Origin of the sequence: Paenibacillus sp. EKM206P, from assembly GCF_011066155.1 — a bacterium.
In the GTDB taxonomy this organism is placed as follows: Bacteria; Bacillota; Bacilli; order Paenibacillales; family Paenibacillaceae; genus Paenibacillus; species Paenibacillus polymyxa_D.
The window spans coordinates 1-20,637 of record NZ_JAAMNQ010000004.1 but is presented as its reverse complement, the minus strand read 5'-3'; the positions used below and the strand labels follow the sequence as shown (position 1 = coordinate 20,637).

The following is a 20,637-nucleotide window of genomic DNA, read 5'->3' as shown; positions in this document are numbered from 1 at the left end:
TTAGTGTGTTGTGTTCAAGCGATCAAAGGTAGCTACCGAGTCTGCTTGGGTATAGACATAAGGGGATTCTGGCTGCTCGACAGCGGTTATTTTTTCGGATCGAATTTCAAGTACGGGAGCGTTTCCCTTTTGTGCGGTATGCAGTGTTCCTTCAATGGTCACCCAGGTATCCTTGTCAAAGGACGGGGCTTTCTGGGATTGGACGATGATCCCGAAGGGCATGGCATCGGCAGTACAGCACATGACGAGGAATCTTCCTACTGCAAAAAGCCCTTTACCCGGCAGATTGTCGTCTTTATACACAAAGCCAGTCACCTGTACTTTTTTTCCTTCAAAAGCTTGTTTATATAATTCAATGGCTCCAATAGTTTCGGAAAAAATCTCTGGCTTGATCTGTATGATAGGTTGCTGATACAGGCGTTTCGCCAGTTCGGCGAATTCCACATTGTACTTATCAGGCGGAACGAACAGCTTATCCAGCGTTTCCTGACTCCATTTCCCCTCTGGAGGGGGCGAAGTGGGGACAGAAGATGCAGTTGATAAAAGGGAGGAGGTGGATGCTTTCGTGGTCTGTGTATCTGTTTTCCGTCGGATGTCCGGGTTGGGATACGTGAAGGACATGCCTTTTTTGGCGGCCATATCACTACCAAGTGCCTGATTGGGCAGCAAAGAACCGAATAGGAGCGGAATGAGCAGCATTCCATATACGAGTGTTTTTTTGAACCAGCTTTGCGGCAACGGGTGCTCACAATCACATACATCCTCACCGTCCCGCCCCCCAACGATTCCGTGCCATGCCATCGCCAATGCGATGAACAAGAGGGGTACAGGACAGAGTAGGAGTAGCTTTTGCATATGGGGAGCTAGGTAGTAATGAAGTGCATTCGTGCGGCTTAATGAGATGATGTATACAGCCAATCCGATCATGAGCAAGGAGCGAATGCCATATTGCCAGCGGATGCTAAAGGTTGAATTCACGTTTGTATTCACCTCCCCAATAACCATTCAGCAGCTATAGAACCCACTAGAACAAGTGAAACAATGAGCAAGGCCAGGATGGCGACAAATTTGGTGCGGAAGGTGCTTAGTAGCATGAGCGTGCCTTTGAAATCTAGCATCGGACCAAGTACAAGAAAGGCCGCCAGTGGACCCAGTGTAAAGGTATGTGAAAAAGCAGTGGCTACAAAGGCATCAGAGGTGGAACACAGCGACAGTATGTAGGCAAAACCCATCATAAAGGCGTACGATCCGACCGTTCCTTCACTTAACGAAAGCATCTCATTACGTGGGATGAAGGTTTGGATGCAGGCTGTCAATAATGCGCCGATAATGAGATATTTACTCATGTCCAAAAACTCGTCCCCAGCATGTACAAAAAATCCCCGCCATGTGCGATTATGCCGATGAGTCTGATTGTTCTGCTTTTGCTGGTTAAAAGAGAGTAACGACCGTTTGAGCGGATGTACTCGCACAAAGGCATACACGATCAGTCCGATGATCGCGGAAACGGTAAAAGCCAAACCCGTTCGAACGGCAGTGACCTCGGGATGGGAAGGGAAAGCCATCATCGTCGCAGCCAGTACCACGGGATTGATAATGGGCCCGCTTAAAATAAAAGTGATACCCATATAGGCAGGCATTCCCTTGAGCATTAATTGGCGAACGACAGGGATCATGCCGCATTCACAGATGGGAAACAGTATACCTAGTAAGGAGGCCAGCAGGACACCCGGTACAGGATGTGCAGGCGCTATTTTGCGAATCCATGTCTCCGGTACAAGCCACTGCAAAAGGGATGAGACGAGCACACCGATAAGGAGAAACGGAACAGCTTCCAGAAAAATACCCATAAATACCGTTTTTAATGGCTGCAGCTGCCCCACATCTAACAAACGAAGCCACTGGGGAGATAGCGTGACAAGCACAGGGATGAGAAAGGCAAACGGAATCATAAAAGGCAGCATCTTCAACAGCGTACTGTTTTTCATTCCACGTCTCCTTGGGAATAAGGGTTCTTATCTACAGCCTATGCCTGTAAGGGGACAATCATGCCCGCCGGATTGTGTGTGAATCACCTCCCTATATTGACAAATCTGAGCATGCTCATATATATTTATACTCATTAATAGTAATTATTACGATTAAAATCCGATAAATGATTGCAAGAAGGAAATTTTTAAGGTACGATCCATATTAAATGTTGCAAAGACAAGGAGGGGTTATATGATACCGATTGTTGTTTTATCCGGTTTTTTGGGTAGCGGTAAAACCACTCTTCTTCAGCATGCGCTGGCTTACTACAAGGAAAAGGGTCTCAAGCCAGCCATTTTGATGAATGAGTTGGGTGATGTTAATCTGGACGGTAGTTTGGTGAATGGACAAGCACCCATGAAGGAAATGCTCAGTGGCTGTATATGCTGTACCATTCGCGGGGACTTGGGCGTCGAGCTCATGAATCTTGCTGAGGAATATAAGCCGGACGTGATTATTGTAGAATGTACCGGAGTGGCTAACCCGATGGAGATTGTAGATGCAGTGACAGACGCCTCAATTTATTCTACTATGATATTACAATCCGTTATCACGGTCATAGACGCGCGTCAATTTTTGGATTTTGCCTCGGGGAACGAGAGAAGCAAATCGCTTCGTTTGATGCAGGATCAGCTTCGATGCGCTTCCAAACTGATTATTAACAAGACCGATTTATTGGCTGCGGGCGAGTTACAGAAAGTACAGGCCCTCGTAAAAGAGTTAAATCCATATGTTTTGACTGTGAGCACGCAACGAAGTGACGTGGACGCTGGAATTTTTTTCTCCACTCAAGGAGAGGAGCGTATGGATGTTTCGCGACATAAGGAATCCGCAGTTGATATTGAGAGTGAACATCCTCATTTGGAAAATCATCTGCACACGTATGACCATGATGACCATACAGATCATCAGTCTCATGACCATGACCACGAACACGAACATGGGGAGCATTATCATTCCTACGACCATGTAGTTGTTCACACGCATTTTTTTGGACAACCTGTGCCACGCTACGAGTTTGAACAGTTGTTCCGCAGTTTGCCAGCTGAAATTTATCGGGCCAAAGGAATTGTGCGGTTTCTGGAATCAGAGGGTCAGATGATGTTTCAATTTGCCTATCGGGAGCTGGAAATCATTCCGATCCGCCCGCAAAAGCCAGTGAACGATGTAGCGGTTGTCATGGGTGAGAATTTCTCTGCTTCCGAGATCGAGGAACAATTGAGAAAGCTGGAAGCGGCCGAAAAGCCATTGAGTAATTCATGACTTCGAGAACGAGTCACCTTAATCCATCAAGACCTAATCCATCACAACATCATTCTCGTGCACACCTAGCGGGCAAGCCTACTTGGGGATTTACAACAATTCTGCTGCTGACTGCTGGGCTGTTGCTTTCGGTCACACTCGCGGTCATGCTGGGCCCTGTAGCTGTCGCACCGGGGACGATATGGCGAATTGCACTGTCCCATCTTCCCTGGCTGGACCAGTGGATACCCGTGACATGGACCAAGCCTGAGCAATATATCGTTTGGGAAATCCGCTTTCCACGCGTGTTGTTAGGTGTCATCGTAGGAGCAGGACTAGCTGTTACAGGGGCGACTATACAGGCATTAATTCGTAATTCGTTAGCGGATCCCTATATTTTAGGTGTCTCGTCTGGGGCTTCGGTGACAGCCACATTGGTAATTGTGTTCGGAGCTTTCGGGTTTTTAGGACGACTTGCGCTGCCTTTATCTGCTTTTATAGGATCGTTAGCTGCAATGCTTATGGTGTTCGCGTTAGCCCGTGTAGCTGGGAGCATATCGACGACCCGCTTATTGCTGGCAGGGGTGGCGGTGTCTATGATGCTGTCGGCTGTGACTAGCTTTATCGTGACGACGGCCCCGAATGAAAAAGGCATTCGTGACGCGATGTATTGGATGATGGGAAGTCTGGCAGGTGCTCAATGGGACACGCTTTTCATTCCAAGCCTTATTGTAGTCGTTGGAACGGCTGTGCTTCTGACCCGATACCGGTCGCTGAATGCTTTGCTAACGGGTGAAGAGACCGCAGTAACGCTTGGTGTGAACGTACAGGCGTTCCGCGTATTACTGGTTGTGGTGGCGTCTCTTTTAACCGGGGCAGTCGTATCCGTTAGTGGCTCGATTGGCTTTGTCGGACTAATGATTCCGCACATCGTTAGGCTGGTAGTGGGATCAGATCATCGGCGTGTACTGCCCGTCAGCCTGTTGGCGGGAGCTATTTTTGTCGTGTGGGCTGATGTATGTGCCCGGCTTGTGCTGGCTCCACAGGAGCTACCGATTGGTATTGTGACGGCTGTGTGCGGAGGACCTTTTTTTGTGTGGTTGCTGCGTCGTAGTTCCTACTCGTTTGGAGGCGAAAAATGAATATAGAAGTCGAATGCGTGACCTTCAGTATTCACGACAAACGGCTGATCGACGGCATCTGTCTCCAGGTAAAAGCAGGGGAGCTAGTCGGATTGATCGGTCCGAATGGCAGCGGGAAATCAACGTTGCTCAAAAATATGTATCGTGTGCTAAAGCCTGACAGTGGTGTAGTTACGTTGGATGGCCAGGATATGCTGCGGATGAAGTATAAAGAGACGGCCCGACAAATGGCAGTGGTGAGTCAGGATTCGCCGCAAACGTTTGATTTCTCAGTACGAGACATCGTCCTGATGGGTCGCCATCCGCATAAGAAACTGTTGGAAGCAGATACTGTCGTCGATCATGAACTGGTCGAGCAGGCGCTGGAGCGGGTAGGCATGAATGCTCAGGCAGATCAGGGCTTTGCCACCTTGTCTGGCGGCGAAAAGCAACGGGTATTGATCGCCAGAGCTTTGGCCGGGCAGGCGAAATTTCTTGTTTTGGATGAGCCGACGAATCATCTGGACATCCGGTATCAGCTGCAAATTCTGGATTTGGTCAAAACACTTCGGATAACTACGCTAGCTGCACTGCATGATTTGAATTTAGCGGCATTTTATTGTGATCGAATGTATGTATTAAAAGAAGGCAAAGTGGTAGCCTCCGGCATAACAGAGGATGTGCTTCAGCCAGACCTGCTGTGGAGTGTATTCGGGGTCGAGACAGAAATCTGCATTCATCCAAAAACCGGAAAGCCGAATATTACCTTCTTACCGGATTCTCTCAGGAGAGGAGGCCATCCATAATGTTAACAGAAAAGGCGATACGATGAGGTAAGATTAACTACAAATAAAAGAGGAGACGGTACATATGAAAAGATATAGCAGGCCCGCGTTACCGCTGGTTATGCTCGCTTTGGCAATGATGCTGTTGTTATCAGCCTGTGCAGCAGGAAACACGGCCCAAACAAGCGATCCATCCGCAAACGGGCAGCAACCTGCCGCATCCCAATCAGCAACCAAGGAGACGTCGGTAGAGCTTGAGAACATGGGCGTTAAAATGGCATTTCCCGAGGCGCCTAAACGCGCGGTTACACTGAACCAGCACGCGACTGAGGTTATGCTGGCTCTTGGACTGGAATCCTCTATGGTAGGAACTGCGTATTTGGATGATCAGATTTTGCCAAAATATAAGGCTCAATATGACAAAATCCCGGTACTGGCCGAACAATATCCGTCCAAAGAGGTGTTTATGGCCGCTGCACCGGATTTTGCCTATGCGGGCTGGAAGAGTGCCTTTAATGATAAAAATCTGGGTTCCCGTGAGGAGCTAGCCAAACAAGGGGTGCTGACCTATATACAGGAGTCCTCAAATAAGTCGGGCCCCACATTAGAAGATGTATATCAGGATATACTAAATATTGGGCGTATTTTTAGGGTTGAGGAGCGTGCAGAAAAGCTGGTAAATGAAATGCGTGAACAAGTGCAGTCCATTCAGACTCAAATTGGTGTTGTTGAACAGGCACCCAAGGTGTTTGTTTATGACAGCGGAGAAGACAAGCCCTTTACGGTTGCCAACAATTATCTAACGTCTTTGATTGAAAGTGTGAAGGCGAAAAATATTTTTGATGATATCGACAAAAGTTTTACTGAGGTAAGCTGGGAAGAGGTTGTGAACCGTAATCCTGACGTCATTGTCATTCTCGACTATGGAGATACTTCACTGGCGGATAAAGAGAAACTGCTTCTGAACAAGCCTGCGCTGGCTGGTGTGGAAGCGATCAAAAACAAACGGTTTATAGTCCTGCCATTATCCGCAGCGGCTGAAGGCGTGCGCGCTCCGATCGCGTTGAAAACCTTGGCTGCAGGCTTGTACCCGGACAAAGTGAAGTAAACAAACAAAAGAGTTGCCAAAACATTGACGAACCTTGCCTAAACTGTTAAACTTGCTAATGCGTAAAGGTTACGTTTATCAAACGCCTATTTTTTTATTACCAAATCGTAATAATTACGATAGATGGTTTAATGATCATAAACGACCTGGAGAATCTGCGCAAAGGATGATAGCTCAGATGGCTCCAGGCTTTTTAAAGGAAAAGGAGATTTGCGTCATGTTATTGGCCTCATTGGAACAGGTCACATTTGGCTACGGAGATGTTCCTAACTTGGTGGATGCCAATGTTGAAATTTTTTCGGGAGAATTTGTAGCCATTACCGGACCGAATGGTGCTTCCAAGTCAACCATGCTCAAACTGTTGCTCGGCTTGCTTCAGCCTTGGAAGGGCAAGGTATTCATGTCTAATCGTACAGGTGAAGGCAAAAAGCTCGTTGTTGGATTTGTATCCCAACAAATTGCCGCCTTCAATGGCGGATTTCCAAGTACGATTTTGGAATTTGTCCGTTCAGGAAGATATACTCATGGCTCTTGGTTACGCCGTATGCGGTCTGAGGATCATGATCTGACGGAGCAGGCGCTACGTCAGGTAGGCATGTGGGATTTGCGTCACCGTAAAATCGGCGAATTGTCCGGTGGACAGAAGCAGCGTATTTGTGTGGCAAGAGCGCTCGCTCAGGAATCGGATTTGCTCATTTTGGATGAGCCTACGACCGGAATGGATCAGGAAAGCCGCTACCACTTCTACGATCTGATGAATCAACAGGTTAAGGAATATGGAAGAACCGTGGTCATGGTGACCCATGGACTATCGGAAGTGCAACATTATCTGGATCGAATTATTGAGCTTGAGAGGAAGGAAGATGGCGGATGGAAATGCTGCACTACGACTTCATGCAGCGGGCATTTTGTGCCGGTGGGGTAATTGCACTGCTGGCCTCGGTGCTTGGAGTATACCTGATGCTACGGCGTCAGGCTCTCATGGCGGACATGCTATCACATGTATCGCTGGCAGGGGTGGCAGCAGGTGCCTATTTAGGTATTAACCCGACGATAACCGGATTTATTGTTGCCGTAATCGGCGCGATTATCGTTGAGTACGTCCGCAGGTCTTATAAAACATATAGTGAGATATCTGTGGCTATTATTATGGTAGGTGGCCTCTCGACGGCCGTTATTTTAATGAATCTGAATCAGAGCATCAACAAAGGATTTTCCGCTTATTTATTTGGTTCGGTAGTAGCTGTCAATCAGACAGAGCTGATGTTGATGATCGTTGTGGCTGTCATCGGAGGTATTTTCTTTTTCGTGTTTCGGCGCCCTTTGTATCAGATTACTTTTGATGAAGAAACGGCGAAGACCAACGGTCTTCCTGTCAAGTCCATCTCATTTGCATTTAGTATTTTAACAGGGATGATTGTAGCTGCTGCAATGCCGATTGTCGGTGTGCTGCTTGTCTCCTCACTCATCGTGCTCCCTGCAGCGCTGGCGATTCGAATTGCACCGAGCTTCGTGGCAGCCATCTGGATATCTATGGTCACTGCATTGATCGGCGTATTTATGGGTTTAACGGCATCGTATGAACTTAGTACACCCCCAGGGGGGACAATTGCCATGGTGCTGTTATTATTCCTGATTGTAGGAGCTGGTATACAAAAGCTGGTCCGCAAGCTGGGCAAGCAACAGGCTTCGCGACGGCAGAATGCGGCAGGTCAGTGAGTGTAATTACAGTGAGAATAACTAAAAAATCTAATGGATAAAGGAGTAATGAATATGAATACATGGTTCAAAAAATCATTTGTATTGTCTGCGGGACTAGCACTTATTTTGTCTGGCTGCGGAGCCAAATCTGATAATACAGCTACAAACGCTTCCCAAACCGAGCCGAATGCGGCACAAACAGCAGACAAGCTGAATGTGGTCACCACTTTTTATCCAATGTATGAATTTACCAAGCAAGTTGCTGGAGACCATGCTAACGTAACCGCGTTGATTCCAGCTGGTGCCGAGCCGCATGACTGGGAACCGAGCGCCAAAGATATGGCACAGGTAAAGGATGCTGACGTGTTTGTTTATAACGGTATCGTCGAAGGCTGGGCAGAACAGGCTTTGAGTAGCGCGTCCAACGATAAGCGTGTTGTAGTTGAAGCGAGCAAAGGGTTAAACCTGATGGAAGGCACCGCTGAGGAGGAAGAAGGAGAAGAAGCACATGCAGAGGAAGGCCATGATCACGATCATGTGATGGACCCTCATGTATGGCTTAATCCAGTCTTGGCCCAAAAAGAAGTGGAGTCCATTGAAGCAGGGCTTGTAGCAGCCGATCCAGCAAACAAAGCTGATTATGAGAAAAACGCTGATGCTTATATCGCCAAGCTGAAAGAGCTGGATACCGAGTTCAAAACAGGTCTGAAAGATGTAAAACGTAAAGACTTTATTACGCAGCATGCTGCTTTTGGTTATTTAGCTAAGCAATATGGTCTGACCCAAGTACCCATTGCCGGATTATCTCCAGAGCAAGAGCCTACACCGGACAAGCTGGCGGGTATTATCAAATTCGCTAAAGAAAATAATGTTAAAACGATTTTCTTCGAAACTCTTGTTGATCCGAAGGTCGCTGAGACCGTAGCTACTGAAATCGGTTCAAAAACCGATGTACTGAATCCGCTCGAAGGATTGACGGATGAAGACAAACAGAAGAACCTGGATTACCTTGGTGTGATGAAAAACAATCTGGAGGCTTTGAAAAAAGCTCTGAATGAATAAGAAATGCTAAACGAATAAGTTTATAAACTGACGTCGGAATGATACCGACGTCAGTTTTTTTATAACTATCCAAGAAGATTGTGCTTTTATGGCTAGTGCTCAAGATACAGTAGATATATAGTCCTTTGTAATTTGCTTTTCAGAAATGATTTACGTCATTGTGAAACGTTTTTTTGAAAACTAATTCTGTAGTAGCTAGTTTCAAATTTCTTTTATAATTCATTGGTAGCGTTTTTATTTTTACAGATTCTTTCTATTAATTTTACCAGTTTTTTCACCGATATTGAAGTTTGGGCGTGCATATCATTTGACAACGGATTGGAGAGATTAATTTGGCAGCAGTTATAGTAGTGGATGATTCTTTGTTTATGCGTTCTGTACTTAAAGATATTCTTTTGGATTTAGGTCACGCTGTTATTGCGGAAGCAGAAAACGGGTATGATGCTGTTTTGAAATACGCACACTTTCGTCCCGATTTAATCACCATGGATATTAATATGCCTAAGATGGACGGGCTTGAGGCTGTTAAAAAGATCATAGAACTTGATCCCCAAGCCAACATTTTGATGTGTTCTGCTTTGGGGCAGCAGGAAGCGATTATAAAAGCATTTCAGGCAGGTGCAAAAGACTTTATTGTTAAGCCATTTGAGATGGAAAGGGTCGTGAATGCAGTCACAAAATTGCTTGATAGTTAATGAATCAAGATTTTTAATACATAATTATTGAACATGTAGAAGCAGGAATTCCATGCTTATTTTCACGAATATGGAGATGAATAGAATGAGCAATCGAGTGTTGTCTCAAAAAGTATTTATAGACGAACTGATCGCTACGATCAAGAAAGGAGGGCTTGTCCCTGTAAATTATGAACAACTCGTCAGCGAACAAAGAGAAAGAATGGATGCTCTTAACAATGAACTCACCCTTCGAATTGAGGGATTAGAGACAGATTTGATCTCTGCTTCGACATATTCCATTCCTTTTGCCAATGGCGAAATTATGTTTCTTGCTCGCTATATTGTACTCATTGGGGATCATACCGAGGGATACTTTGTGTTCTATCGAGCAGAAGACTGTGAAAGCCCAGAGGAATATCAGTTTTTAACAAGCTCTTATCAACTTCCCCATTTATTACTTGAATTATCTCTTTCTTTAAAAGAACATGGTACTAATGAGCCGCTTGATATTCTCACTTATTGGAATGGCCCTGTCCATCCTCTGAAAGATTTGAATAAAGAAGATATTAAGCTATCCACTTATGAATTTTAATTCCCTTGAGAGAGTCAAATCCCTCAGGGGATTTTTTTACATTGATAATCAAACGCATGTTCGCATATAATACAAACAAACGTTCTGATAAGGAGTGAAGGATCATGTTGGAAAAATACGTGGGGCAGATCGTGGAAATCGTGTATTTGGATCGGAAGGGCAAACTGTCTCATCGGCGTATCGAGGTGCATCGTGTGCAGAATGGCTTGATACGAGCCACCTGTTTACAGACAGGCCAGCCACGTGTTTTTCGATTAGATCATGTATTGGCATGGCATCCGGTAACCAGAACAGCATAGGAGGGGCTTACGATGGGGAAAAAGCTTGAAGGAAATGGCATATGGGAAAGCTCGCGCATGATTTTGCCTGAGCATCGGGAGGCATATTTAAGACTGATGAAGGAGCAAGGAAGGCGCGGCAAACCGACACTGGACGATCAGGAAATGCAGCAGATTGAACAGGCCATCATCGTATCCTATAACGAACGTAAGCCTATTACGCTAAAAGTGTTCAATCCATTTGATGATGAGGAGCTGCGTGGACTGGTCACGGTGATTAATACAAGTCGGCGAGAAGTGAAGCTGTCCCGTGGGGAAGAGGATTTTAGCTGGATTAAGTTGGAGGAAATTATCGAGGCGGATATATAAAAAACAGTCTGACTAAGTTGGAGTGCTTTTTACATTTGTCCCGCCGTTTTTTTAAAAATAAGATTGTAGCTCTATGAATTCATATTTAAAATAAAACTGTAATTGCAAAAAGGAGGAGTTCAATATGAAAATAAGTAAAAATAATGCTGAACATTATATATGGGGAGATCAATGTGATGGTTGGCGCTTAGTGAAAAATAAGGATTTGAGTATTATTCATGAGCGGATGCCCGGAAATACTCATGAGGTCAGACATTATCATCATCATGCACGCCAATTTTTCTTTATTTTATCAGGTACAGCGGTACTTGAAGTGGATGGTGAACAAATCCAATTAGGATCTCAGGAAGGGTGTGAGGTTCCTCCTATGGTACCTCATCAAATGTTTAATGAAACGAATGAGGATGTTGAATTTTTGGTTATCTCTCAGCCTGCGAGCAGAGGTGACCGGGTTCTGACCGAATAACTTAGAGTATAAAAATAAAACCAGCCTAGCACATATAAATTAAGTGCCGACTGGTTTTTTATCAATAAATGTCCTTAGCATCTGCTGGGAGAGCTTTTACGCGATGGAGATAGTTCGTAACACGTTGATCGTCCAGAGTCGGATATTCGTAACCATAATGGTTCGCTACTTCCAAGGCAACTTCTCTAAATAAATTTCCCATGATCAAAAGAGACTGCCACATATGTTCATAATCTGCATCCGCAAACGTTTGGATGTAGAGCGTCCAAAGTTCAGGCTCAAGATGGTTCTCGAAATATTTTCCCTGTTTACCCGGATCTGCAGTGAAGTCTGTTCGTATACCAATATGCCATTCCAGCATCAAGTGAAGCGCATCCCTTACAGGCCGATCTAGCATAAATTTGGCATAGGGCAGCTCCTGTCGCCATAATCCTTTAGCTACATAAGTACTGACCCACCAGAACTCGTTGCAGGAATTCGCATAGACTTGGGCAGTTGGAGGTATCGTCTTATAATCTTGAAGACTTGGCGGTAGGAAAGGCTCCACCAGTCCATCTTTATCCAGCAGCAGTACACTTAAGCTGTCTCGGGTCCAATTGGCGATGTTATTCGCAGGGTAGAGTGTAAGATCTATGCGATTGCCGTCCGTAAATAACATGAGAAAAACAAAGCGATCATGGGGCGTCGAAGTAGGTTCCATATGCTCATCGGGCGTCTGCATAATGATCAATTCACCAAAATGGTTGATCCAGCGACGTTCCTGAATAAAGCTGTCCATGGAAGATACGAGAAAGACGATATCAAAATCCTGAAAAACGTCTCGTGGAGCATGTGGATTAGCGCGTGAACCATTCATAATCACGGCACGCACCCGTTCGTCCTCTTGAGAAAATTGGAGAATGGTATGCAGCATCTCTTGTTCACTTCTCACTATAGTTGTCTCCACAAGCGGTATCGAAAGGAAAAAAACGTAGATAAGACAGCAGTAGAAATAATGGCCACCAGTTCAATGATCATCAAGAAAAACGACCTCCTGTAGTTCAGTTTATCTGGAAAAAGTCTCCTGTACTTACAATAGCCTATACACAGAAGCTACTCAACTGTACTGCCAAGGCCCTGAAGTAACTTTATTTTTCGTTTTGGTTTCATCATATATTTCTATATAGTTTTGGTCATATAGGGGTGATTCCAAATAAGTCCCTTTCATTTTCGCGATCTACGAAAATACTGAGCATGTATACAGAATTAAGACCTTTATCTAATACACTGGATTTTCTTAATTTCATTTCAGCAAGAGCATTGAGGTACTTTGAATTTCATTTTTGTCTTTTACCAATTGGTCTGTATAGTCTGGCGATTTACTAATGAGAATAGTATTAATCTTGGCTGTATCCATGCGATCCAAAACGACTTTTCTAAAAGAGGTATCCAGATTTACGATATAAACCATTCCGATTATAGCTGCGATCAGAATGATTGCAGACTTAACGATGTAACGATTACGTCTTCTCATAGGCTATATCTCTCCATAGTTGTAGAGTTGATGAGCTTCAAGGCTTGATACCGACTGCAAGCATATGCGGGCTCATACCGATCACAGATTCCTGCTCTTCAACCTGCTGTGCTATATCCAGCAAACGGCTACGATGGGAAGGGATCGCCCACTTCTTTTCAAATCCGGGTGCAATCCAGCCGGGTCCTTCCACGCCCAGTACACGAGGCTTCGGCAATCCAGCCGCCTGCCAGTCTGCACGCAAGGCATCCGATGTATGAAAGTAGGACCGTGTGATAAAAGAGGGATAGGCCGCCGGTCGTACATGCTGACCATCTGTCAGCTCCTGTCTAACCATATTCATGAACTCATCTTCCTCCACAATGGTATTGCGCTCGTCGTACACCGATAGTCCCCACAGTAGCGAGCCAAACCTGGAAATAGCTGAAGTAATCAGCGTTCCGCCCTTCTTTAAGACACGCGCCGCTTCTTGTAGTGCTTTTACTCGTTCCTTCTGTTCCGTTAAATGATATAAAGGTCCCATCAATAGCACGATGTCCGCGCTTTCATCTTTACGATGAAGATTTCTGGCATCCGCGGTTTCCAGCTTACTGATGATGGGGTTATTCAGTTGCTGCTGACGAGCGAATTCAATGGCTTGGGAAGATAGATCAAATAGATGAACTTCGTATCCCAGCTCCGCCAGCCACGAAGAATAGACCCCTACACCGCCGCCGATATCGTAAATAACATGAGTAGACTCGCTGAGATAACGTGAAATGATTTCTTTTGATCTTTCCAGTTCTATTTTTCCTATGCCTCGCTCTAACCTGCCTATTTCTGCACCGCCATCATAATAAGCCAGAATTTCATGCGTATCATTTTCAAGCATAGCGCACCTCATCTCAGGTGATTGGAATAATATAACATTATCACTTACATCATGAACAAGTCTACCGTATTTAGGATAAAGAAATCGTCGGAAGCATTGGGAAAGAAAAAGCTGTTCCCCAGTAGCTAGACCTACTTTTTGGGAACAACCCATATTTAAATGATGTTTGTTTCCAGCATCCCTTCGAGATCTTCTTTGGTGAGATGGTAGTGTGCATTACAAAAGTGGCAATGAGCTTCAGCTTGTCCATCGGTATGGATCATATCTTCTATTTCCTTATTCCCTAAGCTGATAATGGCATTGGTAACACGCTCTTCTGAGCAGGGACAATGAAATTGTACAGGCATGGTTTCCAGTATGTTCAGGTTGCTTTCTCCCAAAATCTGACCCAGAATCTGCTCTGGCGTAAGACCTTCCATGACCATTGCGGAGATGCTTGGAATGCTCTCAATGCGTCTCTCGATAAAACTGATAACTTCCTCCTGCGTATCTGGCATCAGCTGAATAATGAAACCTCCAGCCGCCTGAATAGAGTTATCCGGGTTAACAATAACTCCCGCTCCTACAGAAGAGGGGATTTGTTCGGATTGGACGAGATAAGATGTGAAATCCTCGCCCAACTCACCCGATATGAGAGGGATTTGTCCAACAAACGGGTGTTTTAAGCCGATATCTTTGGATACAATGAGCGCTCCATCTGTTCCTACAGCTCTGGCGACATCTAATTTCCCTATCTGATTAAGCTCATAATGGGTTTGTGGATTTTTTACATAACCCCTAACTTCACCTTTGGAGTTGGTATCGACAAGAATAGTGCCGATAGGCCCGCCACCGTTGATTCTGATCGTCAGTTTATCCTCATCTTTAAGCATGGCTCCCAGCATGACGCCGACCGTCATAGAACGTCCCAATGCAGCCGATGCTGTGGGCCAGGTATAATGACGCCGTTGGGCTTCACTTACCGTTTCCGTTGTTCTCACGGCATAAGCCCGTACCTGATTATTGTAGGCAAGAGCTTTTACTAAGTAATCGTTCATGTTCATGTTCCTCTCTGATAATTAGTGTTCTTTACAAGACCATTTTTTCCTGAATCCAGTTCTCCAAAGAAGTAATTTTGGCATCATATCCTTCTTTAAAAAAGTCAGCGGATAGTGACGCGATGGTTTCCCTTTTCAGAACGGCCTTCCAGGAGGCTTCCGCTTCTTCCATCAAATTTGTCAGTAAACAACACTGATCGTCTTTCTTTAATTCAAGCATTTCGTTGTATATACCACTGGAAGAATAAAGGGTTTGTTGTCCCTCAATCGCTAGGTAAATATCAAATACCCGTATATCCTCAGGTTTTTTCTTTAATTTGAACCCGCCCTTGACACCAGGTACAGAAGTAATCAAATCGGAGCTAACCAATTTTCGTAACAGTTTATGAAAATAAGTAGGTGAAGCACCTAACTGCTGGCTAATGGCCTCCCCAGGTAAAACAGCTTTGTCCGGCAGCATCGTGAGTAGAAGAAGAGCGTAGACAGATTGTTCGACACCTGTTTTCATATGCACTAGCAATCACCTCAATATTTATAACCAGGCTAATGTGGATAACCATTATCCACATATTTGCATAATAGATGAGCTTATCATAAAAGTAAACTGATTTTTGATAAAAACTAAAAATTTAAATCATTTGCAATTCATAACGGGACACATTATTATAATTGACGTATCAATTGATAGGTCAAAGAATTAAGGCGTTGAGGGAAATACGTATAATAATATATTGACAGGGGGTTTATATATAATGACTACGCGGAACGTTGCACTATCTATATTAGATCTTGCACCTGTCATTGAAGGCGGCACTCCTGCCGATTCCTTCCGCGACACGGTGGATCTTGCCCAGCATGCAGAACAATGGGGGTACCATCGGTACTGGCTAACGGAGCATCATAACATGCAGGCAGTTGCTAGTGCAGCTACGTCCGTGATCATCGGGCATGTAGCTGCACATACAAACAAGATTCGGGTCGGTTCAGGCGGTATTATGCTGGCGAACCATGCTCCACTCATGATTGCGGAGCAGTTTGGAACATTAGAGTCGCTCTATCCGGGACGAATTGATCTGGGACTTGGCCGTGCTCCAGGCACGGATCAACCCGCGATGAGGGCACTGCGGCGAGGGCTTCATAGTACTGGGGAAGATTTCCCCGAGCAATTGAATGAGCTGCGTTCTTACCTGAATCCAGCGCTAAGCGGAGCAGTTCCGGGAGTAAGAGCGGTTCCTGGAGAAGGGCTGGACATTCCCATCTGGTTACTGGGATCAAGCGGATTCAGCGCACAGCTGGCAGGTCAGCTTGGGTTGCCGTTCGCGTTCGCCAGCCACTTTGCCCCGGCTCATTTGCTACAGGCTTTAGAGTTGTATCATCGCAATTTTCGACCATCTAAAGCACTGGATAAGCCCTATGTGATGGTCGGTGTTAATGTGCTTGTTGCAGATTCTGATGAGGAAGCGAAAAGGCTCTTTACATCACAAGAACAACAGTTTCTAAATGTGCTGCGCGGGCACAGCGGAGGACTGAAGCCACCAGTTGATGACATGGAGAAACTCTGGAGTGAGCAGGAAAAGGAGGCGGTTCGTGGTAATATGCTGGGGTATTCAGCCATTGGCAGTCCTGACACCGTCAAGCAAAAGATAGATTGGATTATAGACCAGACTAGAGCCAATGAGCTGATTACAACCTCTCAGGTATATGACCATCAAGCGCGCCTGCGCTCGTATGAGCTGCTAGCCAAAGTAATGCGAACAGACGATTAGTTGGTCAAACCATAAGGCCGTGCTGAAAAAGGTTCTCATAACCTGATCTGGCATGGCCTTATTATATTTTAAAGCTTATATTTACGAATCAAATAGGTTGGGGTCCAGCTCCACGCGTGACAGTAGCTGTTGATTAGATAGCTGCCGTAGGGTGAAAAGGCTTTGTTATGGGGATCGTACAACTCTCAGAACGTGTCCGCTCCATTCTGATGGGAGGCATACTGCTTTACCTGCAGGGATGTTATAAAGCCACCCTTCAAAAACCAGTGAGAAGACGATTTGGAAAACTGCGGGACTAGGTAAGCTAAAAGACTTAGAAATCCCCACAATTTGTAAGAATTTCTCCATTTGGAGGGTTGCGAAAATGTTGGAAAAGCGAGTCTATTCAGACATGGAATGTTGTTGTAACATAAAGTTACGCACCTTTCTTGTTGGCATGGTTGATTTGACACTTCCATGATACCAAACAAGTAAGGTGTTTTTTGTCAATACGGAAAAATTTATTCGATTTTTCCTTACTCACTCAAGGGGTTAGGCTGATTTTCTAGGTGCGAAAGTTGAGTTAATAATTTGTTAGATATGATTGTTTGTTTACCCACAAAATTTAGACATTTATTCAGTCAATCGGTCCGATCAAACCTCAACCTAATCAGCGGATATGACGGTGCTTGGAATTCGTGTATTCGCTGCCGTTGTTCATCACAAAAAATTATTGTTCAAAAGTTTGGTGGGATGAATTGAGCTAAAGAATTATATGATGAATGGTGAGAGTGGCAGCCGGAAGTCCAAACACTCCCAGCCTGACGAACCCGCCGTTCCTGCCACAGGATCACCTGCTTGCGAACCAGCGGAAGCCTTACAAATTTAAGAAGCTTTTCTAACCGTAGGAATGATTCAGCTATCCTGTACTAGAACATCGGCCATTGTAGCCACATATGTATACGGGAAACGCCTGTGGTGTACAGCTTTAGGGAGCAGCAACTTAAGAAAGGGTGAAAGTATGGAAATATTTAGTCAGCAAATTCAATCGCATACTAACCGACGTCTTGCAGTAATTGATACGAAGTTTCCATGGAAGCTAAGTGGTTTTCGATATTGGGAGAACTTTAATATATTCGAGCAAAGGCCTGATACTTTGTTCTTTGCAACTGAACCTAATGATGATTATTTTCCTTCTAAAGTTTATCCTTTTTCTGATTTTATGAAAGTTGCAGTGTCTGAGGGGGTTACAGATGTATATTGTGTTTTCTTAAATTTAACACTTAGTTTGCTTGGGCATGGCTTTCTTCCGGATGGAAGTTATTTGCCAGGAGCAAATCCTAATCTAAATATTAAGCCATTCTTAGATGACCGAAATATTAATCTTCATGCTACCTTGTACCCTGGTGGCGGACTGGATCCATGGACAAAAAAAGAGTTTCTTTCCATTGCAGGACAGCATTGTTCGACCGTATTTACAAACATCAATGAAGTTATGGAATCGATTGTTGGAAGTATTTATTATCCCGTTGTGATTAATACCGACTTATATACATTCAAACAGAAGAAAGTTGAAGTGCCTATACAGTTAACATTCTGTGCTTTTAATGCCATTAGAAAAGGTTTCCCCATTATGGCAGATGCATTTAATCGACTTACGGATGATTTTCATCTTAATCTAATTGGTGATTGGGAAGATCAATTACTTCTATTGAAAAATAAGAATTATACATTCTATGGCCTACTTTCCCCTGAAGAGTTAAAGTCAGTGTACGAAAGAACTCATATATTTCTAAATTGCAGTGTTCCGGATCGATTTGCTTTAGATGGTTTTCCAACTACGGCTGCCGTTGATGCGATATCGACAGGATGTGTACTTGTTACGACAAACCCCCGAAATGATAGATTTATTCTTGAGGAAGGAAAGGATTATTTTGAAGTTGAACCTAACGGGTACGCAATTTCTGAGAGGTTGTTTTGGATCCAGGATCACTTTGAAGAAGCGTTGATTGTTGGAAAAAATGGTTCTAATAAGATAAAAAGTAAATTTAATGCTAGTCAAATAGTGAAATCAAAGCTTGCTAACATATTTAAGTAATTTATAAATATTTGGGTTTTGACTATATTAACTCACGGTTTTCAGCTTTGAAGCAAGAGCTGCGAGAAGGGGATACCGCAAATCGATGGGGGTTTCATTATTTATGGAATGAGAAACAAAAGCAGGAACGATTTGAGGATTTAAAAAACAAATCTGTAAGAGTGTTGTAGCATGACGCAAGTGGTATTTGTAACAAGGATGAGGGCACCCCTTTCTCTTAGGGTGCTTTTTTTATGGTTTGGAATGATATAGGAAGGGGCAAATCTTTCATTTCCTTTCCTTGAGAGAGATTAGGAGATTTCCAAAACTTGAGAACAACGAGTAGTTTGAGGCTCGATCGGACCGAATGACAGAATAAATAATATCTTGTTTTTTAATGGGTAAACAAACAATCATATCTAACAAATTATTAATATAATACATGGGAACTCCAGGTTCCTTTTCTATTTTCGTCCTAGTATTTTACTTGATTGCATGGAGTTATTGTTAATAACCAGTAAAGGAGGCGTTAACTTAATGGCAATATTAACAACTGGTCCTATTGAGAACAGTCCTGTTGGTGGGGTCAGGCCGATCCAACAGGTCACTGTTAAAATGGTAAACCGTGACTTAGTCAATTCTTCAACAATATTAATTCAGGGATTCATTTTAAATGGTTTACGAACATTACATGTACTAGAACAAATAGCTTTAGCCCCCAATGCAGTTGTTACGAGAAATTATCTAGCGAACTTCGACGCATATGAATTCGTTTTTACCACAAGCGGTTTGGCAGAAGAAAGTACTGATATTTCTGTTTGGGGAAAAAACGGGAGTGGTACAATCATTGGTGCTCAGCGTATTGTTGCGGATGAGCAGTTAGAGTCTTAAAACTCAACAAATGCACAGAGGTAAAGCCACAATCATATCACATGTTTTAGAAATAAAATAGAGGGAACATGATCTTGAGAAAGACCTCATTGTTTACAAGAAAAGCTTGCTTTTACTAGAAAGGAGGGAATATCTAAATGGCAGTATTATCTACTGGACCCATTGCAAACGATCCTGTTCTAGGAGTCAGACCCACCCAACTGGTCACAGTAAAAATAGATAACCGAGATTCTGTAAATTCTTCTACTGTTTTGATCGAGGGTTTTATTTTAAACGGCAGTAGAACAGTATATGTACAACAACTAGTTGTAGTGGGACCAAATGCGGTTATAACTAGGAATTTCTTTGCAAATTTAGACGCATTTGAATTCGTGTTTACCACAAGCGGACCAGCAGTGAATGAAACTCAAATTTCTGTTTGGGGTAAAGATGCATTGGGGCAATTAGTACCTGCGCATCGGTTAGTATCTGATGAACTTTTAGGAACCGATCAAGGCGTCCAAGGACCTCAGGGTGTTCAGGGAGCCCAAGGCGACCAAGGACCTCAGGGTGTTCAGGGAGCCCAAGGCGATCAAGGACCTCAAGGAGTTCAAGGAGCCCAAGGTGATCAAGGACCTCAAGGAGTCCAAGGCGACCAAGGACCTCAGGGTGTTCAAGGCGTGCAAGGCGACCAAGGACCTCAAGGAGTTCAAGGCGTGCAAGGTGACCAAGGACCTCAAGGAGTTCAAGGAGCCCAAGGCGATCAAGGACCTCAAGGAGTTCAAGGAGTTCAAGGAGCCCAAGGTGATCAAGGACCTCAAGGCGTCCAAGGCGACCAAGGACCACAGGGTGTTCAAGGCGACCAAGGTGACCAAGGACCACAGGGAGTTCAGGGAGCCCAAGGCGACCAAGGACCTCAAGGAGTTCAAGGCGACCAAGGACCACAGGGAGTTCAAGGAGTCCAAGGCGACCAAGGACCTCAAGGAGTTCAAGGAGCCCAAGGCGATCAAGGACCTCAAGGACCTCAAGGAGTTCAAGGAGCCCAAGGTGATCAAGGACCTCAAGGAGTCCAAGGCGACCAAGGACCTCAGG

At 44.5% G+C, this 20,637-nt stretch carries 22 protein-coding genes and 1 pseudogene; 16 read left to right on the top strand and 7 right to left on the bottom strand.

Annotation, left to right across the window (positions count from 1 at the left end):
- Both G9G53_RS09890 and G9G53_RS09885 read right to left on the bottom strand, forming a co-directional pair.
- The gene (locus tag G9G53_RS09890) at positions 1-978 is read right to left on the bottom strand and encodes a TIGR03943 family putative permease subunit (protein WP_029519156.1); all 978 of its coding nucleotides are present in this window, start codon (positions 976-978) and stop codon (positions 1-3) included.
- A gap of 8 nt (positions 979-986) precedes the next feature.
- Positions 987-1,988: a permease gene (locus G9G53_RS09885; protein ID WP_029519157.1), complete on the bottom strand. Its 1,002-nt coding sequence runs from the start codon at positions 1,986-1,988 to the stop codon at positions 987-989.
- Positions 1,989-2,223: 235 nt separating this feature from the next.
- Between G9G53_RS09885 and G9G53_RS09880 the strand changes: the two genes are divergently transcribed.
- The 12 genes from G9G53_RS09880 to G9G53_RS09825 all read left to right on the top strand — a co-directional run bounded on the left by G9G53_RS09880 (position 2,224) and on the right by G9G53_RS09825 (position 11,432).
- Positions 2,224-3,294: a CobW family GTP-binding protein gene (locus tag G9G53_RS09880; protein ID WP_029519158.1), complete on the top strand. Its 1,071-nt coding sequence runs from the start codon at positions 2,224-2,226 to the stop codon at positions 3,292-3,294.
- Positions 3,291-4,415, top strand: a complete 1,125-nt coding sequence (locus tag G9G53_RS09875; RefSeq protein ID WP_165147225.1) for a FecCD family ABC transporter permease — start codon at positions 3,291-3,293, stop codon at positions 4,413-4,415. The genes G9G53_RS09880 and G9G53_RS09875 overlap by 4 nt, the downstream gene beginning before the upstream one ends.
- Entirely contained in the window at positions 4,412-5,200 is a 789-nt protein-coding gene (locus tag G9G53_RS09870) for an ABC transporter ATP-binding protein (protein ID WP_165147222.1), read from the top strand. Before G9G53_RS09875 ends, G9G53_RS09870 begins: the two co-directional genes overlap by 4 nt.
- A gap of 64 nt (positions 5,201-5,264) precedes the next feature.
- On the top strand, positions 5,265-6,287 hold the full coding sequence (locus G9G53_RS09865; RefSeq protein ID WP_165147219.1) for an ABC transporter substrate-binding protein: 1,023 nt from the start codon (positions 5,265-5,267) through the stop codon (positions 6,285-6,287).
- A 217-nt stretch (positions 6,288-6,504) separates the two neighbouring features.
- Positions 6,505-7,212, top strand: a complete 708-nt coding sequence (locus tag G9G53_RS09860; RefSeq protein WP_039273487.1) for a metal ABC transporter ATP-binding protein — start codon at positions 6,505-6,507, stop codon at positions 7,210-7,212.
- Positions 7,158-8,006, top strand: coding sequence for a metal ABC transporter permease (locus G9G53_RS09855; RefSeq protein ID WP_165147216.1), 849 nt, complete (start codon positions 7,158-7,160; stop codon positions 8,004-8,006). The genes G9G53_RS09860 and G9G53_RS09855 overlap by 55 nt, the downstream gene beginning before the upstream one ends.
- A gap of 54 nt (positions 8,007-8,060) precedes the next feature.
- Complete coding sequence (locus G9G53_RS09850) at positions 8,061-9,050, top strand: metal ABC transporter substrate-binding protein (RefSeq protein ID WP_029519164.1); 990 nt, start codon at positions 8,061-8,063, stop codon at positions 9,048-9,050.
- 332 nt (positions 9,051-9,382) lie between these two features.
- Complete coding sequence (locus G9G53_RS09845; RefSeq protein ID WP_029519165.1) at positions 9,383-9,745, top strand: response regulator; 363 nt, start codon at positions 9,383-9,385, stop codon at positions 9,743-9,745.
- An 85-nt stretch (positions 9,746-9,830) separates the two neighbouring features.
- Positions 9,831-10,319: a hypothetical protein gene (locus G9G53_RS09840; protein ID WP_029519166.1), complete on the top strand. Its 489-nt coding sequence runs from the start codon at positions 9,831-9,833 to the stop codon at positions 10,317-10,319.
- 104 nt (positions 10,320-10,423) lie between these two features.
- Positions 10,424-10,618, top strand: coding sequence for a hypothetical protein (locus tag G9G53_RS09835; RefSeq protein WP_013310131.1), 195 nt, complete (start codon positions 10,424-10,426; stop codon positions 10,616-10,618).
- 12 nt (positions 10,619-10,630) lie between these two features.
- Positions 10,631-10,966: a YolD-like family protein gene (locus G9G53_RS09830; protein WP_029519167.1), complete on the top strand. Its 336-nt coding sequence runs from the start codon at positions 10,631-10,633 to the stop codon at positions 10,964-10,966.
- A 124-nt stretch (positions 10,967-11,090) separates the two neighbouring features.
- On the top strand, positions 11,091-11,432 hold the full coding sequence (locus G9G53_RS09825) for a cupin domain-containing protein (RefSeq protein WP_069010190.1): 342 nt from the start codon (positions 11,091-11,093) through the stop codon (positions 11,430-11,432).
- A 61-nt stretch (positions 11,433-11,493) separates the two neighbouring features.
- Here the strand turns inward: G9G53_RS09825 and G9G53_RS09820 are convergent, their stop codons facing one another.
- The 5 genes from G9G53_RS09820 to G9G53_RS09800 form a co-directional block, all read right to left on the bottom strand.
- Positions 11,494-12,363 (bottom strand): aminoglycoside 6-adenylyltransferase, encoded by an 870-nt coding sequence (locus tag G9G53_RS09820; RefSeq protein ID WP_165147213.1) that lies wholly within the window; start codon positions 12,361-12,363, stop codon positions 11,494-11,496.
- A 351-nt stretch (positions 12,364-12,714) separates the two neighbouring features.
- The gene (locus G9G53_RS09815) at positions 12,715-12,945 is read right to left on the bottom strand and encodes a hypothetical protein (protein WP_029519170.1); all 231 of its coding nucleotides are present in this window, start codon (positions 12,943-12,945) and stop codon (positions 12,715-12,717) included.
- Between the two features lie 37 nt (positions 12,946-12,982).
- Positions 12,983-13,816, bottom strand: a complete 834-nt coding sequence (locus G9G53_RS09810) for a class I SAM-dependent methyltransferase (RefSeq protein ID WP_165147210.1) — start codon at positions 13,814-13,816, stop codon at positions 12,983-12,985.
- A 155-nt stretch (positions 13,817-13,971) separates the two neighbouring features.
- Positions 13,972-14,853, bottom strand: a complete 882-nt coding sequence (hslO, locus tag G9G53_RS09805; RefSeq protein WP_165147207.1) for an Hsp33 family molecular chaperone HslO — start codon at positions 14,851-14,853, stop codon at positions 13,972-13,974.
- Between the two features lie 31 nt (positions 14,854-14,884).
- Positions 14,885-15,361: an Rrf2 family transcriptional regulator gene (locus G9G53_RS09800; RefSeq protein ID WP_080658677.1), complete on the bottom strand. Its 477-nt coding sequence runs from the start codon at positions 15,359-15,361 to the stop codon at positions 14,885-14,887.
- Between the two features lie 244 nt (positions 15,362-15,605).
- On the opposite strand from G9G53_RS09800, the gene G9G53_RS09795 reads away from it, so the two are divergent.
- From G9G53_RS09795 to G9G53_RS26425, 4 genes and pseudogenes are all read left to right on the top strand, one after another.
- The gene (locus G9G53_RS09795) at positions 15,606-16,619 is read left to right on the top strand and encodes an LLM class flavin-dependent oxidoreductase (RefSeq protein WP_029519174.1); all 1,014 of its coding nucleotides are present in this window, start codon (positions 15,606-15,608) and stop codon (positions 16,617-16,619) included.
- A 1,000-nt stretch (positions 16,620-17,619) separates the two neighbouring features.
- The gene (locus G9G53_RS09790; protein ID WP_165147204.1) at positions 17,620-18,696 is read left to right on the top strand and encodes a glycosyltransferase family 4 protein; all 1,077 of its coding nucleotides are present in this window, start codon (positions 17,620-17,622) and stop codon (positions 18,694-18,696) included.
- Positions 18,697-19,212: 516 nt separating this feature from the next.
- Positions 19,213-19,566, top strand: coding sequence for a hypothetical protein (locus G9G53_RS09785; protein ID WP_029519178.1), 354 nt, complete (start codon positions 19,213-19,215; stop codon positions 19,564-19,566).
- 513 nt (positions 19,567-20,079) lie between these two features.
- Positions 20,080-20,637 (top strand): annotated as a pseudogene (locus G9G53_RS26425) (hypothetical protein); the annotation flags it as partial.